This is a genomic window from Curtobacterium uvaldense (genome assembly GCF_028307415.1).
Taxonomy (GTDB): domain Bacteria; phylum Actinomycetota; class Actinomycetes; order Actinomycetales; family Microbacteriaceae; genus Curtobacterium.
In genome coordinates this window covers 36,747-50,639 of sequence record NZ_JAQMHU010000022.1, presented here as the reverse complement: position 1 = coordinate 50,639, position 13,893 = coordinate 36,747, and the positions used below count along the sequence as shown (strand labels likewise).

General features: G+C 73.2%; 16 protein-coding genes. 10 read left to right on the top strand and 6 right to left on the bottom strand.

Annotated elements, in window-relative coordinates:
- The first annotated feature begins 317 nt into the window (after positions 1 to 317).
- The 4 genes from PIJ49_RS12800 (at position 318) to PIJ49_RS12785 (ending at position 2,641) form a co-directional block, all read left to right on the top strand.
- Positions 318 to 959: a DUF308 domain-containing protein gene (locus tag PIJ49_RS12800; protein WP_271826757.1), complete on the top strand. Its 642-nt coding sequence runs from the start codon at positions 318 to 320 to the stop codon at positions 957 to 959.
- On the top strand, positions 956 to 1,222 hold the full coding sequence (locus PIJ49_RS12795) for a hypothetical protein (RefSeq protein ID WP_066651735.1): 267 nt from the start codon (positions 956 to 958) through the stop codon (positions 1,220 to 1,222). Before PIJ49_RS12800 ends, PIJ49_RS12795 begins: the two co-directional genes overlap by 4 nt.
- A gap of 110 nt (positions 1,223 to 1,332) precedes the next feature.
- A complete protein-coding gene (locus PIJ49_RS12790; protein ID WP_066651737.1) occupies positions 1,333 to 1,872 on the top strand; it encodes an RNA polymerase sigma factor in 540 nt (179 codons plus the stop codon).
- Positions 1,862 to 2,641: a hypothetical protein gene (locus tag PIJ49_RS12785; protein WP_271826756.1), complete on the top strand. Its 780-nt coding sequence runs from the start codon at positions 1,862 to 1,864 to the stop codon at positions 2,639 to 2,641. The genes PIJ49_RS12790 and PIJ49_RS12785 overlap by 11 nt, the downstream gene beginning before the upstream one ends.
- Before the next feature lie 77 nt (positions 2,642 to 2,718).
- Here the strand turns inward: PIJ49_RS12785 and PIJ49_RS12780 are convergent, their stop codons facing one another.
- Positions 2,719 to 3,630 carry a LysR family transcriptional regulator gene (locus PIJ49_RS12780; protein ID WP_271826755.1) on the bottom strand — a complete coding sequence of 304 codons (912 nt, stop codon included), beginning with the start codon at positions 3,628 to 3,630 and terminating at the stop codon, positions 2,719 to 2,721.
- Positions 3,631 to 3,678: 48 nt separating this feature from the next.
- Here PIJ49_RS12780 and PIJ49_RS12775 point away from each other — a divergent pair, with 48 nt between their 5' ends.
- Positions 3,679 to 4,947: an MFS transporter gene (locus PIJ49_RS12775; RefSeq protein WP_251154197.1), complete on the top strand. Its 1,269-nt coding sequence runs from the start codon at positions 3,679 to 3,681 to the stop codon at positions 4,945 to 4,947.
- Positions 4,948 to 5,013: 66 nt separating this feature from the next.
- A complete protein-coding gene (locus PIJ49_RS12770; RefSeq protein WP_271826754.1) occupies positions 5,014 to 5,625 on the top strand; it encodes a hypothetical protein in 612 nt (203 codons plus the stop codon).
- 61 nt (positions 5,626 to 5,686) lie between these two features.
- Here PIJ49_RS12770 and PIJ49_RS12765 read toward each other — a convergent pair whose 3' ends face one another.
- On the bottom strand, positions 5,687 to 6,601 hold the full coding sequence (locus tag PIJ49_RS12765) for a cation diffusion facilitator family transporter (protein WP_251154196.1): 915 nt from the start codon (positions 6,599 to 6,601) through the stop codon (positions 5,687 to 5,689).
- A 47-nt stretch (positions 6,602 to 6,648) separates the two neighbouring features.
- Between PIJ49_RS12765 and PIJ49_RS12760 the strand changes: the two genes are divergently transcribed.
- Entirely contained in the window at positions 6,649 to 7,323 is a 675-nt protein-coding gene (locus PIJ49_RS12760) for a DUF4166 domain-containing protein (protein ID WP_271826753.1), read from the top strand.
- Positions 7,320 to 8,312, top strand: coding sequence for an epimerase (locus PIJ49_RS12755; RefSeq protein ID WP_209684251.1), 993 nt, complete (start codon positions 7,320 to 7,322; stop codon positions 8,310 to 8,312). Before PIJ49_RS12760 ends, PIJ49_RS12755 begins: the two co-directional genes overlap by 4 nt.
- On the opposite strand, the gene PIJ49_RS12750 is transcribed toward PIJ49_RS12755, so the two are convergent.
- Positions 8,281 to 9,216: an EamA family transporter gene (locus PIJ49_RS12750; protein ID WP_066657639.1), complete on the bottom strand. Its 936-nt coding sequence runs from the start codon at positions 9,214 to 9,216 to the stop codon at positions 8,281 to 8,283. The two genes, PIJ49_RS12755 and PIJ49_RS12750, sit on opposite strands and share 32 nt — an antisense overlap.
- 71 nt (positions 9,217 to 9,287) lie before the next feature.
- On the opposite strand from PIJ49_RS12750, the gene PIJ49_RS12745 reads away from it, so the two are divergent.
- On the top strand, positions 9,288 to 10,199 hold the full coding sequence (locus PIJ49_RS12745; protein WP_251159945.1) for a LysR family transcriptional regulator: 912 nt from the start codon (positions 9,288 to 9,290) through the stop codon (positions 10,197 to 10,199).
- Between the two features lie 146 nt (positions 10,200 to 10,345).
- Here PIJ49_RS12745 and purB read toward each other — a convergent pair whose 3' ends face one another.
- The 3 genes from purB to PIJ49_RS12730 all read right to left on the bottom strand — a co-directional run bounded on the left by purB (position 10,346) and on the right by PIJ49_RS12730 (position 12,755).
- Entirely contained in the window at positions 10,346 to 11,731 is a 1,386-nt protein-coding gene (purB, locus tag PIJ49_RS12740; protein ID WP_209684247.1) for an adenylosuccinate lyase, read from the bottom strand.
- On the bottom strand, positions 11,728 to 12,240 hold the full coding sequence (locus PIJ49_RS12735; RefSeq protein WP_066657642.1) for a low molecular weight protein-tyrosine-phosphatase: 513 nt from the start codon (positions 12,238 to 12,240) through the stop codon (positions 11,728 to 11,730). The genes purB and PIJ49_RS12735 overlap by 4 nt, the downstream gene beginning before the upstream one ends.
- 116 nt (positions 12,241 to 12,356) lie before the next feature.
- Positions 12,357 to 12,755, bottom strand: a complete 399-nt coding sequence (locus PIJ49_RS12730) for a phage holin family protein (RefSeq protein ID WP_066651768.1) — start codon at positions 12,753 to 12,755, stop codon at positions 12,357 to 12,359.
- A gap of 50 nt (positions 12,756 to 12,805) precedes the next feature.
- Here PIJ49_RS12730 and PIJ49_RS12725 point away from each other — a divergent pair, with 50 nt between their 5' ends.
- Positions 12,806 to 13,885, top strand: coding sequence for a histidinol-phosphate transaminase (locus PIJ49_RS12725; RefSeq protein ID WP_066657644.1), 1,080 nt, complete (start codon positions 12,806 to 12,808; stop codon positions 13,883 to 13,885).
- Positions 13,886 to 13,893: the final 8 nt, after the last annotated feature.

The following is a 13,893-nucleotide window of genomic DNA, read 5'->3' as shown; positions in this document are numbered from 1 at the left end:
CCCCGACGGCTGCGCGCGGCGGGCGGACGGGCGGCGGAGGGGCCGGCGCCGGGGCCCTCGCGTACACCGGCGCCGAGGGGCTCGGGCTCCTCGCCGCCCTGGCTGCTGCCGCCGTCGGGCTCGGGGCCGGCGGCTGGTGGGTCGCACGACGCCGGCGCGCGGCCGACGACCCCGACTGACGGGGAGCGCGCCACCGCCGGTCGGGGCGCTCGGACCCCGGTCGGCGGTGGTGGCTCCCGTCGGCACGGGCTCCGGTCCGACGCCCGGGGCGCCGGCGGTAGACTCGGACCACGATCCGCATGCCCGAAAGAGGTCCCGTGTCCGACTCCGTGGACGACGCCGGCCAGCGCGCGCGGTACTGGCCGATCCCCGTCCTCCGGGCCGTCCCAGCCGCGGTCGTGGCCCTCGTCATCACCTTCTCGTCCAACCACGCCGCCGGCTACGGCCTGCTGCTCTTCGGCTGGTTCGTGATCGTCGACGCCCTCGTGCTCGGGTGGGCCGCCCTGCGCCGCATGCCCTCCGACGAGCGCTCGCGTCCGACCACGTTCGTGCAGGCGGTCGTCTCCCTCGTCGCCGGTGTCGCCGCCCTGGCGACCAACGGCGTCGGGCTCGGCGCGTTCATCACGGTGGTCGTCGGGTGGGCCGTGCTGACGGGAGCCCTCGAACTCGCACAGGGACTCCGAGCGCGCGGCCGGTCGCCGTTCGCCCGTGACTGGACCACGATCGGTGGGCTCACCCTGCTGCTCGCCGTCGCGTTCCTGCTGACACCACCGGACTACTCCCAGCAACTCGGGGGCGTGGAGCAGGTCACCGGCACCCTGGACGCCGCCGTCGTCCTGGTCGGACTGCTCGGCGCCTACCTCGCCATCGCGGCGGTCTTCCACGTGATCGCCGGACTCTCGCACAAGTGGGGCACCACGGCGCCTGCCGCAGCCCCGGACGGAGCACCACACGCATGAGCACCCCCAGCCGTCGCGACCGTCTGCGCCCCGCCGAGCTCCTCGTGATCTCGGCGGTCGTCGCGGTGTTCACCGGAGCGGTCGTGCTCTTCTCGACGCGTGAGTTCGAACTCGCCCTGGTGTTCCTCGGTGTCGCGTTCATCGTCGTCGTGGTGGTCCTCGCGATGCTCCAGCTCGCGGCGTCGAGCGACCAGGACGACAACGACATGCTCGGCGGCCACAGGACGCCGGGCGAGCGGTCCGAGGGCGACGACTTCCACTGACCCCGCTCCGGCGACCGTCGTGCCCGGCGACACGCCCGGGCGGAGCGGTCCGCGGCCGCGTCGTCAGGATCGGCACCCCGTCCGACACCGCTGGGTGAAGGGGGTGAGCGATGGACGCGACCACGACGACGGACGAGACGATCGTCCGCGCACTGGCGGCCGGTGACCAGGCCGCGTTGGCGCAGGTCTTCGACCGCTACGCCGCGACGATGACCCGGTACGTGTGGGCGATCGTCGACGATCGACACGACGTCGAGGAGGTCGTCCAGGACGCGTTCCTGGTGCTGTGGCAGCGGGCGGAGACGCTGGAGCTGCCGGCGGAGAGCCTGCTGCCCTGGCTGCTCGTCGTGTGCCGGAACCTGGCGCGCAACGCCGGGCGGAAGCGCACGCGGCACCGTGCCGACGAGCTGCCGGAGACGCTCACGGCACCGGTCGACCACACCGAGGCCGCCGAGACGCTGCGCTGGGTCCGTGCCGAGATCGCGGCCCTGCCCGAACTCGACCGGCGCATCTGCGAGCTCTGCCTGCTCGAGGGGCGCTCCTACACCGAGGCAGCCGAGGCGCTCGGGCTGACGGTGGGCGCCGTGACCCAACGGGTCTCCCGCAACCGTCGACGACTCAAGAAGGTGGTGATGCACGATGGACACTGAACCTCCCGTGGGCGACGAGCTGCAGCGCATGCTCGTCACGATGAAGCAGGGCGTGCTCGAGCGCGCCACCCCGCGTCCGAAGCGGCGTCGCGGGCACACCGGCATCGTCGTCGGTGTGGTCGCCCTGCTCGCGCTGGGCACCGCGTCGGGGGCGGTGGCGCTCACGCTGTCGCAGCAGGACCGTCCCGTGGCGGCCCCGGTGCAGACGCAGGAGCCGGCGCCGGCGCCGTCCGTCACCACCCCGACCTCCGCGCCGATCACGGCGACGCCGACGCCGGTCCCGACGACGGGTGCCGCGCCGCCCGACCGAGCGGACCCGACGGCTGTCGCGTCGATCCCCACGTCGTGCCGGGGCGCTGTTCCGGCGGGTGCGTACGACCGCCTGTTCGGCGGGCGTGAGGCCATCCAGGTCTTCCCGTCGCCGGGGGGAGTGGTTCCGTCGGTGTCCGAATCCGGGGTCGTCACCGAGCTGTACTGCCTCTGGGGTGGCAGCGACGGACCCGGCCCGGGCCTGGCACTCACCGTCGGGACCGCGAACGGCGAGCAGCTCGCTTCCCGGGAGTCGAGCTTCTTCGGCGACCAGGACACCGTCTGCTCGGTCGAGGGCCCCGCCCGCGTCTGCCGAGCATCGTCGACGGACGTCGAGACCGGTGCCGCTCAGGCACGGACCTGGTACTCGCGCGGTGACACCTGGGTCGAGATCGACCAGGCCGACTTCCCGACCGACGGCCTGCTGGACGCCGTCGTCGGGGAGATCTGGGGGGACTGACGGCCGGGAGGCGCGGTGCGGGACCGTCCCGCGCCTCCCGTCCGCCGGTGGGACACGTCCCACACGGCCCCCGGACCTCACCCCACCCGTGCGGCCACGACGTCGCGAGCGAGCGTGCGCGTGGCGCGGTTCGGTTCGGTGTCCGACCGCATCGCGAGCCCGATGCGGAGCGGCTCGACCTCGTCCTCGAGCTCGAGCACGGCGCCGTCGTACCGGACGCCCGGGTCCGGGACGACACCGACGCCGAGCCCGGCCGAGGCGAACCGGATCACCGCCGGCATGTCGTTCATCTCCGCCACGACCCGGCGTCGGAGGCCGAGGCGCTCGAACGCGGCGTCGAGGATCAGGCGGTTGCCGAAGCCGTGCGCGGTGTCGACGAAGGGCTCCCCGGCGAGTTCGGCCAGGGACACCGACGGGCGAGCAGCGAGCGGGTGGTCCGCGGCGGTGTACACGCGGAAGGGCAGCTCGCGCAGCGGTTCGACGACGACCCCGGGCGGGACGGACGGCAGGCCCGTGTACGCCAGGTCGAGCCGCCCGGCGACCAGGTCCTGCACCAGGCCGGTGGTGCCCGAGGGCGAGGTCATCAGCTCGACGGCCACGAGCGGGTGCCGCCGCCGGAACCGCCGAACCACCCCCGTCAGGTCGACGACGTCCATGCTCGTGAAGATGCCCAGCCGCACCCGGCCGCGGAGGTCGGCGTCGTCGACGGTCGCCAGGTCCCGCATGCGCTCCAGGGAACCGAGCACCGCGCGGGCGTGCGGGAGGAGGTCCTCGCCGGCCGCGGTCAGCACGAGTCGCCGACCGGTGCGGTCGAACAACCGCACGCCGAGCGAGCGTTCGAGGGAGGCGATCCCGGCGGAGACGGTCGACTGGGCGGCCCACAGGCGTTCCGCGGCGCGTGTCACGGTCCCCTCGGCGGCGACGGCCACGAACTGTTCGAGCAGGCGGGTCTCCATCGTCCGAGTATCGACCAGATCGATGACACTCATCAAGAACACCCGTTGGACTCGATGACGGCGCCAGGGCACCATCGGAGCATGACCTCGACCACCGACGCGGCTCCGGCCCCGACGACCGGCTCCCGTCCCGTCCCCGCTCCGCGAGGGCGGCGCACGCACTCCCGTCGCCGGCACGGCTTCGGCTTCTGGGCCGTGGCCTTCGCGTTCCTGGCGGTGATGGCGTTCGCGACCGTCCCGGCACCCCTCTACGTGATCTACCAGGCGCGCGACGGCTTCCCGACGTTCACGACCACGGTCGTCTTCGCCGCCTACGGTGTCGGGGTCGTCGCCTCGCTCTTCCTGGCGGGACACCTCAGCGACGTGCACGGACGACGCCCGTTGATCCTGGTGTCGATCGCCCTCGAGCTCGTCGCGGCCGTGCTGTTCCTGCTGTGGTCCGACGTCGCCGGTCTCGTCGTGGCGCGGTTCGTCACCGGGCTCGGCGTCGGGCTCCTCACCGCGACGGCGACCGCGCACCTCGGTGAACTGCGGGTCCGGGCGACCGGCTCGTCCGCGTCCGCCCAGGGTGCGAGCGTCGCGGCCGGCGCCGTGAACCTCGGCGGTCTGTCGCTCGGCGCCCTGGTCGGGGGCGCGCTCGCGGAGTTCGTCGGGCAGCCGCTCGTCGTGCCGTACGTCGTCTTCGTCGTCGCCCTGGCGGTCGCGTTCGTCGTCGTCCTCGCCGCGCCGGAGACCGTCGACCGTCCCGAGCAGCCGGTGCCGTACCGACCGCAGCGGATGGCCGCTCCCGAGGGGCAGGCCGGCGTGTTCTGGGCCGCCGGTGCCGCGGCCTTCGCCGCCCTGGCCGTGCAGGGACTCTTCACCTCGGTGGCCCCGACCTTCCTCGGCACCACGTTCCACGTCACCGACCGTCTCGCCGCGGGCGCCACGACGTTCGGGGTCTTCGCCGCGAGTGCGGTGTCGCAGATCGTCTTCGCAAGGCTGTCCCAGCGTCGGCAGATCCGGCTCGGCCTGGTGCTGCTCGTCGGTGGTCTCGTCGTGCTCGCGATCGCCGCCGTGCTCCTGCAGGTCGCGGGCTTCATCGGCGGCGGGGTCGTGGCGGGTGCCGGTGTCGGGCTGCTCTTCCGGGCCGCGATCGCCCGCGCGGGGTCGCTCGTCGGGCCGGAGCAGCGCGGCGGGGTGCTCGCGGCGACGTTCCTCGTCGCGTACGCGGGACTGACCGTGCCCGTCGTGGCGGTCGGCGCCGCGCTCCTCGTCGTGCCGACGCTCCCGGTGCTGCTCGCGTACGTGGCCTTCGTCGTCGCACTCGCACTGGTCGCCGGCCTGCGCCTGGCCGCCCGCGCGGCGTAGTCCGCCGCGACCAGCCGACCACCCGGCCAGCCGTTCGGCAGGTCGTCTCCCGGCATACTGGAGCGCATGCCCCAGCAGCGCCGACGTCCGGCCGTCACCGTCGTCGCCGCGGTCATCGCGGCCGGCCTGGTCGCCGGCGGTTTCGCCCTGACGGCGCAGCGCAGCGGCGAGGACCCGGTGATCGGCGGCGGAGCGTCCACCGTCACGCCCAGCGCGACCGCCGCCGACGGAGCGACGCGCGACGGCACCGTCACCATCGAGCGGTCGGGCCCCGACCTGCCCGGCGGCGACGTGCTCGACCGCTGCGACGCCGACCGCCGGGCCGTGGTCGCCCGGTACGAGACCGCCGCGCTCGGACGGGTCGAGCTGCAGTGCGGCACGTCCGGCCAGGGCTACGAGCACATCCGCGTCCGGCACACCGCCGACTGGCAGGACGTCGTCCGGGGCCACGGCTCACGGGACTGGGACGACGCGATGCTCACCGCCGTCCGGTCCGTGCTCGAGGCGCCGCCCGCCGGCTACCCGCAGGACGCCGGGGACGGCAAGGTCTGCTACGCCGCGCCGGTCCGCTTCGACGACGGCTCGCGTCCGTCGGCGGAGCCGAACGTGCGGGTGATCGTGTCGGAGACGACCGACCGGGTGATCACGGCGTTCCCCACCGACGACGGCGGCTGCTGACCGCACCGGACCGGTGCGCAGGCCCGGCCGACCAGCCCGCCCCGACGCGTGCACCTCGTGCCTACGCGTGCACCTCGTGCTCGTGCCGCCGGTGCGAGACCGGTTCGAGCTGGAAGGTCGAGTGCTCGACGGGGACGTCGAAGTGCTCCGCGACGCACTGCTGCAGCGCGTCGAGGATCCGGGGCGCGTGCGCGGTCGAGAAGCAGTGGTCGTCGACGACGACGTGCGCCGTCAGGTTCGGCACGCCGGTGGCGACGAGCGTCGCGTGCAGGTCGTGCACCTCGATCACGTGGTCGAGCTCGAGGATGTGCGCGCGCACGTCGTCGAGGTCGAGCCCGGGCGGTGTGGACTCGAGCAGCACGTTCGCGGTCTCGCGGAGCAGCCGGACGGCCCGCGGCAGGATGAGCAGCCCGATCAGGATCGCGGCGATCGAGTCGGCCCGCTCCCACCCGGTGAGCGCGAGGACGACGGCGGCGGCGATCACCGCGACGGACCCGAGGGTGTCGTTCAGCACCTCGAGTCGGGCCGCCCGTGAGGTGAAGCCGCCGCCCGAGGCCCGCGCGAGCACCGCGTAGGCGACGAGGTTGCCGACGAGCCCGACCACGCCGAACACGAGCAGCGGGCCGGCGTGGATCTCGGCGGGCACGAACAGTCGTTGGACCGCCGAGACGACGACGAAGACCCCCACGGCGAGCAGGATCGCCGCCTGCGCCGTGGCGCCCAGCACCTCAGCACGCTGGTAGCCCCACGTCCGCTGGGCCGTCGGCGAGCGGCGCGCGAGCCGGGTGGCGACCAGGCCGATGCCGAGGCCACCGGTGTCGACGACCATGTGCCCGGCGTCGACGAGCAGTGCGAGGGAGCCGGTGACGACCGCCCCGACGACCTCGGCGAGCAGGATGCCCGCCGAGATGCAGAACGCGACGAGCAGCGCGCGCTCCGAGGCGCCGGCGTGCCCGTGCGCGTGGTCGTGTCCCATGCCTCGATCGTAGGGAACGAGGCCGACACCGTGCCAGGATCGGCGTCGTGACCCGGTCGCCCTACGAGCTGACGACACCGTCGGCCGTGCTCGCACGGTTGCACCCACGACTGCGCACGTACTTCGGTGCGGTCCCGGTGGGTCACGTCGGCCGCGGCGAGGGCGTGTTCGCGGTCGTCGGGACGCCGCGGCGCTGGATCTGGCCGCTCCTGGCCGTCCTGGCCCGGGACGCCGTGGTGTTCCCCGTGTGGGAGCGGGACGTCCCCTTCACGGTCGAGAACCGTCCGGCTCACGTCGGCCGCGGCGCCGTGGACGGTCGGGAGGCACGGGTCGCCGTCCGCGCGCACCGCACCTTCCGCTTCCGGACCGGACCCCGCACGATGGTGGACGCGATCACCGCCGAGCCGCACGGGCTCGTCGACCACCTCGGTCGCGGTGGGCGCGTCAGCGCCCTGCTCCGGGCGGAGGTCGACGCGGACGGGCCGGACGCGGGCGCCCTGCGCCTGGTCTCCACCCGGGTGACGGTCCGTGTGCTGGGACGTGCCCGGAGCCTCCCGGCCGTCGCCGCTCCGCGTGTCACGCTCGTGGAACGATTCGATGACGATGCCGACGTGCAGCGCGTGTCCCTGCGGCTCTCGGCGCCGCTGATCGGCACGCTGTACCGGTACGAGGGCGCCTTCCGCTACCGGATCGAGCCCGACACCGGACAGGGGACACCATGAGCGACGACACCACCCGCGCGCCGAGGGGCCGCGCCGTGATCGCGGGAGCGGGCGGCTTCGTCGGACGGTACCTGCAGCGTGCCTTCCGCGACGAGGGGTACGAGGTCGTCACGGTCGGTCGCACGGGCGACGCGGTGTGGGGCAACACGCTCCGGATCCGTGAGCTCGTCGACGGTGCCGCGATCGTGGTGAACATGGCGGGCAAGAGCGTGAACTGCCGCTACGGCCGTCGGAACCGAGCGGAGATCATGCGCTCCCGCGTGGACACGACGCTCGAGCTGGCCGAGGCGATCCGGACCGCCGAGCACCCGCCGCCGCTGTGGGTGAACGCCTCCACCGCGACGATCTACCGGCACGCGGACGACCGACCCCAGGACGAGGCCACGGGTGAGCTCGGCGAGGGCTTCTCGGTCTCGGTCGCGAAGGCGTGGGAGGACGCCCTGTTCAGCGCGGACCTGCCGCACACCCGCCGGGTCGCGCTCCGGATGGCGATCGTGTTCGGCGACGGGAGCGCCCTCGTCCCGCTGCTCCGACTGGCCCAGGCCGGTCTCGGCGGGCCGCAGTTCGACGGGGCGTGGTTCCCGACGCGTGCCCGGCTCCGAGCGGGCACGTACCACCACGACCGGCACACGCACGGGCGGCAGCGGTTCAGCTGGGTGCACATCGACGACGTCCTCGGGGTGATCCGGTTCGTGCGCGACCACGAGGACATCGACGGCCCGGTCAACGTCTCGAGCCCGGAGCCGTCGGACAACCGGACCGTGATGGCCACCATCCGCGACGCGGTCGGACGGCGCTTCGGGCTGCCGACCTGGCGGTGGATGCTCGAGATCGGATCGTTCGCGATCCGCACGGAGACCGAGCTCGTGCTGAAGAGTCGGTGGGTCGTGCCGACGCGACTGCTCGAGGCGGGCTACGAGTTCCGGTACCCGCACCTGCGCGGCGCGCTCGCCGGCATCATCGCCGAGCGCCGGCAGCACCGGGGCTGACCGGCACCGCCACCGCCGGCACCGCCGCGGCCGGCACCACCCTCGCGGTGCGCGACGACCACAGCACGGCGACCACCACCACGGCACCGGCCACGACCTCGACCACGTCCGGCACCTCGCCGAACGCCGCCCACGAGGCGAGCACCCCGATCACGGGGACGAGCATCGAGAACGGTGCGACGGTGCTCGACGGGTACTTCCCCATCAGGCGCGACCAGATCCCGTACCCGACCAGGCTCCCCGCGACGACGATGTAGAGCAGGCCGAGGTCGGCCGGCAACGCCGACGCGGTGAACGCCGTGCCGAACGCCCGACCGACCCGCTCCGGCCCCTCGACGAGCAGCGACAGCGCGAACATCGGCACCGGCGGGACGACGGCCCACCACAGGGTCAGGTGCAGCGGGTTCACCGGACCGGTCCGCCGCGTCGCGACGTTGCCGAGCGCCCAGCCCAGCGCCCCGCACAGCACCAGCACGACCGGCAGCAGCGCCGCGGTCTGCGCCCGGTGCACCGCGATGACGCCGAGGGCCGCGACCGCGACGGACACCCCGACGACCTGACGGGCGGTGAGCTTCTCACGCAGCAGGACCCCGGCGAGCACGACCGTGAACGGCGCGGATGCCTGGATCACCAGCGACGCGAGCCCGGTCGGCATCCCGGCCGCCATGCCGAGGTACAGGAACGCGAACTGCAGGACGCCGAGCGTCGCACCGACGAGCACGATCCACCGGAACGGGACCCTCGGCCGCGGGACGAACAGGATCGTCGGGACGGCCAGCAGGCTGAACCGGACGGCGGCGAGCAGGAACGGGGGCCAGTGGTCGAGGGCGATCGCGGTCGCCGGGAAGTTCAGACCCCACGCCACGGCGACGACGAGGGCCAGGATGCGGTCGCGGAAGAGCACGGATCGATCGTCCCGCACGAGAAGCGGTAGCACCAGCGCACGGTGCGACAGCATCGTTGTAGGGTCCCTGCATGGTCGGCTTCGACATCGCCCTGCTGCCGGTCCTCCGCGAGCTCGCGGAACGGGGGAGCGTCACCGCGGTCGCAGCAGCCACGCACCGCACCCCGAGCGCGGTGTCGCAACAGCTCCGCACGCTGCAGCGCCAGGCCGGCGTACCCCTGGTCGAGCGCGTCGGGCGCGGCGTGCGCCTCACCGCGGACGGCCGGGCGCTCGCCGACATGGCCACCGGTGTCGCGACCGCGCTCGCCACGGTGGAGTCGGCGTGGTCGGAGCACCTCGCGGGGGTGAGCGGGACGGTCGACCTCGCGGTGTTCCCCTCGGCGGCCGAGCTGCTGCTGCCGGGGCTCCTCACCCGCATGCGCGAGCACCCGGGCATCGTCCTCGAGCTCTCCGACGTCGACGTCAGCGAGGGGGAGTTCGCGCCGCTCACCGCCGACCACGACGTCGTCATCGGGCACCGCCCGGACGGTGCCCGCCGCCCCGACGGCGCCGTCGAGACGGTCGCGCTGCTCCGGGAACCGCTCGACGTCGCCCTGCCGCTCGACCACCCGCTCGCCGACCGGGAGCGCGTCGGCATCGAGGACGTCGTCGACGAGACCTGGATCGGCGTGCCCGAGGACTACCCGATCGACCGCGTGCTGATCGCGATGGCCGCGGCGTCCGACACCCCGCCGTCGGTGGCGTTCCGCACGATCCACCTGCCCGTCATCGAGAACCTGGTGGCCGCGGGGCACGGCATCGCGCTCGTGCCCCGGTACACGTCGGGCACGCGTGCGGCGGGACGGTTCCGGTTGGCGACGCTCGCCGACGTGCGGGCGGGCCGGAGGATCGAGGCGCTCACCCGTCCGGACCGCGCGGTCCGTCCCGCGGTCCGCACCGTCCTGGAGGCGTTGGTCGCCGAGGCACGGGCCGTCACCACCTGAGGTGGTGACGTGCGCGGCGGGGCCGCCCCGCGCCTCCCGTCCGGTGCGCATGCTCGCGGTCTCGCAGAACGCAACGACGGCGGCTGCTCGCAGGGGTGTGCCGCTGCGAGGAACCGCCGTCGTTGCGTGTTGCGGAAGGGGTCGGACTAGACGTCCAGGCGGTCGACGAGCTCGTCGGCCAGGCCCGTGTAGGTGCCGGGCGTGAGGTTCGTCAGTCGTGCCTTGGCGCCCGACGAGATGTCGAGGCCGTTCACGAACGCGACGAGCTCGTCCTGGCCGATGCGCTTGCCCCGCGTGAGCTCCTTGAGCATCGCGTAGGGGTCCTCGATGTTCGACTGCCCGGCGGTGACCTCGGCGCGGATGACCGTCTGGATCGCCTCGCCGAGCACCTCCCAGTTGTGGTCGAGGTCCTCGGCCAGCCGGGTCTCGTTCACCGCGATCTCACCGAGCCCGCGACGCAGGTTGTCGAGCGCGAGCAGCGAGTGCCCGAACGCGACGCCGATGTTCCGCTGCGTGGTCGAGTCGGTCAGGTCGCGCTGCAGGCGGCTCGTCACGAGGGTCTCGGACAGCGTCGAGAACAGCGCCGACGAGATCTCGAGGTTCGCCTCGGCGTTCTCGAACCGGATCGGGTTGATCTTGTGCGGCATCGTCGACGAGCCCGTGGCACCCGCCACCGGGATCTGCGTGAAGTACCCCATCGAGATGTAGGTCCACACGTCGGTCGCCAGGTTGTGCAGGATCCGGTTCGCGTGGCGCACCCGGTCGTACAGCTCGGCCTGCCAGTCGTGCGACTCGATCTGCGTCGTCAGGGGGTTCCACGTCAGGCCGAGGCCCTCGACGAACTCCTTCGACAGCGCGGGCCAGTCGGCCTCGGGGTCGGCGGCGAGGTGCGCCGAGAAGGTCCCGGTGGCGCCGGAGAACTTGCCGAGGTACTCGCCGTGCTCGATCTGCGTCAGGACGCGCTCGAGGCGGTAGACGACCACCGCGAGCTCCTTGCCCAGCGTCGTCGGCGTCGCGGGCTGCCCGTGCGTGTGTGAGAGCATCGGCACGGCGCGGAGCTGCTCCGCCGTGGTGCGGAGCGTCGCCAGGACCGAGCGGTAGGCGGGCAGCCACACCTGGTCGACGGTGTCCCGCACCGTCAGTGCGTACGACAGGTTGTTGACGTCCTCGCTGGTGCAGGCGAAGTGCGTCAGCTCGGCGATGGCGTCGAGCCCGAGCTCGGACAGGCGGCGACGGACGAAGTACTCGACGGCCTTGACGTCGTGCCGCGTCGTGGCCTCGATCTCGGCGAGCTCCGCGATCTGGTCGTGGCCGAAGGTCTCGACGACCCGGCGCAGCGCTGCCTTGTCGTCGATGCTCAGCGGCGAGGTGGTGAACATCGCGTGGTCGGTCAGGAAGATGAGCCACTCGACCTCGACCACGATGCGTGCGCGGTTGAGGCCGGCCTCGGAGAGGTGCTCGCCCACCGTGTGCACGACCGGGTAGTACCGCCCGTCGAGCGGGCTGATCGGCTGCGGGGGAAGGGGGGTCATGGGGCTCCCTGACGGACTGCCGGTTCGAGTTGGCGGAAGAGCGCCCGGCAGGCACGCTCGACGGTCGAGAGCACTCGGTCGAACTCGTGCCGGTCCGCGTAGTACGGGTCCGGCACGTCGGCCTGCTGGGGCCAGGCGTCGTCGTACCGCAGCAGGAGCGTCACCTTGGCGGCGTCGTCCATGGTCGGTGCCCACGAGCGCAGGACGCGTTCGTGGGAGCGGTCGAGTGCGACCACCAGGTCGAGGTCCGGGAACCGGTCCGGGTCGAACTGGCGGGCGCGATGCCTGCTGCCATCGTATCCGCGCGCTGCGAGTGCCGCGATCGTGCGCTCGTCCGCGGGCTCGCCGACGTGCCAGTCACCGGTGCCCGCCGACTCGACGACGAAGCGGTCGGCCATGCCGGCGTCGGCGGCGACCTGTGCGAAGACGATGCCGGCCATGGGGGAGCGGCAGATGTTGCCGCTGCAGACGAACGAGACGCGGAACGGGGCGTCGGCGTCCGGGCTCATGTGCACATCATGGCGCACGGACGTGACGTGCGCGACGGCGGTCCGACCGGGAGGCACGGCGCGGCCCTCGCCGTCGGCACGCGTCGCGCGGGCGGCCGGCTCGGTGCGGCCCGCGGTCACGGACGCGGGCGGTTCAGCACCGGCCGCACGAACAGCCCGATCAGCCACGAGAACACCGCGAGCACGAAGGCACCGACGATGCCCCAGCCGAAGGACTCGACCTCGAGCCCGAAGCCGATCGCGTCCGAGATCCCGGCGACGATGAGCAGCAGCACGGCGTTCACGATCAGTGAGATCAGGCCGAGCGTCAGGACGTAGAGCGGGAACGCGACGATCCGGATGATCGTGCCGATGACCGCGTTCACGAGCCCGAACACGAACGCCACGAGCAGGAACGTGAGCACCACGGCGGTGGTGTCCCCGTCGCCGAACGGGGTGACGGTGACGCCGCTCACGATGAGCGTGGTGAGCCAGAGCGCGACGGCGTTGACGACGAGGCGGACGAGGAATCGCATGCCCTCATGATGCCCGTCGCGCCCCGGACGGTCCCCGGTAGCCTGAGCGCGTGACTGACGAGCGCGTGCACATCCGGCCCGAGGTGGCCGTCCTCCCCGCGTACAAGCAGGGGCGTCAGGCAGCGCCCGACGCCTTCAAGCTGTCGAGCAACGAGAACCCGTTCCCGCCGCTGCCGGGCGTCGTCGAGGCCGTGCAGGCGCAGACGGCCTACAACCGCTACCCGGACGCCACCGCCCTGGCCGTCCGCGCCGTGCTCGCGAACCGCGCCGGACTCACCGTCGACGAGGTCCACGTCGCGCCCGGCAGCGTCGCGATCCTGCACGAGCTGGCCCGGGCGACGAGCGGCCCCGGCGACGAGGTCGTCTACGCGTGGCGCTCCTTCGAGGCCTACCCTGGTGTCGTGACGGTCGCCGGTGCCACGAGCGTGCAGGTGCCGAACCGCCCGGACGGCGGCCACGACCTCGACGCCATGGCCGACGCCGTGACCGACCGCACCCGCATGGTCATCGTCTGCTCGCCCAACAACCCGACCGGTCCCGTCGTCACGGGCGCTGAGTTCGAGACGTTCATGGCGCGCGTGCCGTCGACCGTGCTCGTCGTGCTCGACGAGGCCTACGCCGAGTTCGTCACCGAGCCCACGGCGGTCCGTGGCACGCCGCTGCTCGAGCGGTACCCGAACCTCGTCGTCCTCCGCACGTTCTCCAAGGCGTACGGACTCGCGGGCCTGCGCGTCGGGTACGCGTTCGGTCCGGCGTACGTGCTCGACGCCGTCCGTGCCTGCGCGATCCCGTTGTCGGTGACGGCACAGGGCCAGGCGGCGGCGCTCGCGAGCCTGGAGCGCGAGACCGAGCTGCTCGACCGCGTCGCCGAGCTCGCGGCGAGCCGTGACCGCATCGTCGCCGCGCTGCGCGGCCAGGGCTGGGACGTCCCGGACGCCCAGGGCAACTTCGTCTGGCTGCCGACCGGGGAGCTGACGGCCCACGCGGCCGAGCGCTTCGAGGCCGCCGGCATCATCGTGCGGGCCTTCGGGAACGAGGGCATCCGGGTGTCGATCGGGGAGCACGAGGCTGTGGAAACGCTCCTCGAAACGGCGGGGTCGCTTGTGGGGGACCTCCAGGCGGCCCGGTAGGCCCTGGC

Coding starts and splice junctions, on each gene's coding strand:
- PIJ49_RS12795 (WP_066651735.1), top strand. CDS start 956: ATGAGCACCCCCAGCCGTCGCGACCGTCTGCGCCCCGCCGAGCTCCTC.
- PIJ49_RS12790 (WP_066651737.1), top strand. CDS start 1,333: ATGGACGCGACCACGACGACGGACGAGACGATCGTCCGCGCACTGGCG.
- PIJ49_RS12785 (WP_271826756.1), top strand. CDS start 1,862: ATGGACACTGAACCTCCCGTGGGCGACGAGCTGCAGCGCATGCTCGTC.
- PIJ49_RS12780 (WP_271826755.1), bottom strand. CDS start 3,630: ATGAGTGTCATCGATCTGGTCGATACTCGGACGATGGAGACCCGCCTG.
- PIJ49_RS12775 (WP_251154197.1), top strand. CDS start 3,679: ATGACCTCGACCACCGACGCGGCTCCGGCCCCGACGACCGGCTCCCGT.
- PIJ49_RS12770 (WP_271826754.1), top strand. CDS start 5,014: ATGCCCCAGCAGCGCCGACGTCCGGCCGTCACCGTCGTCGCCGCGGTC.
- PIJ49_RS12765 (WP_251154196.1), bottom strand. CDS start 6,601: ATGGGACACGACCACGCGCACGGGCACGCCGGCGCCTCGGAGCGCGCG.
- PIJ49_RS12755 (WP_209684251.1), top strand. CDS start 7,320: ATGAGCGACGACACCACCCGCGCGCCGAGGGGCCGCGCCGTGATCGCG.
- PIJ49_RS12745 (WP_251159945.1), top strand. CDS start 9,288: ATGGTCGGCTTCGACATCGCCCTGCTGCCGGTCCTCCGCGAGCTCGCG.
- purB (WP_209684247.1), bottom strand. CDS start 11,731: ATGACCCCCCTTCCCCCGCAGCCGATCAGCCCGCTCGACGGGCGGTAC.
- PIJ49_RS12735 (WP_066657642.1), bottom strand. CDS start 12,240: ATGAGCCCGGACGCCGACGCCCCGTTCCGCGTCTCGTTCGTCTGCAGC.
- PIJ49_RS12730 (WP_066651768.1), bottom strand. CDS start 12,755: ATGCGATTCCTCGTCCGCCTCGTCGTCAACGCCGTCGCGCTCTGGCTC.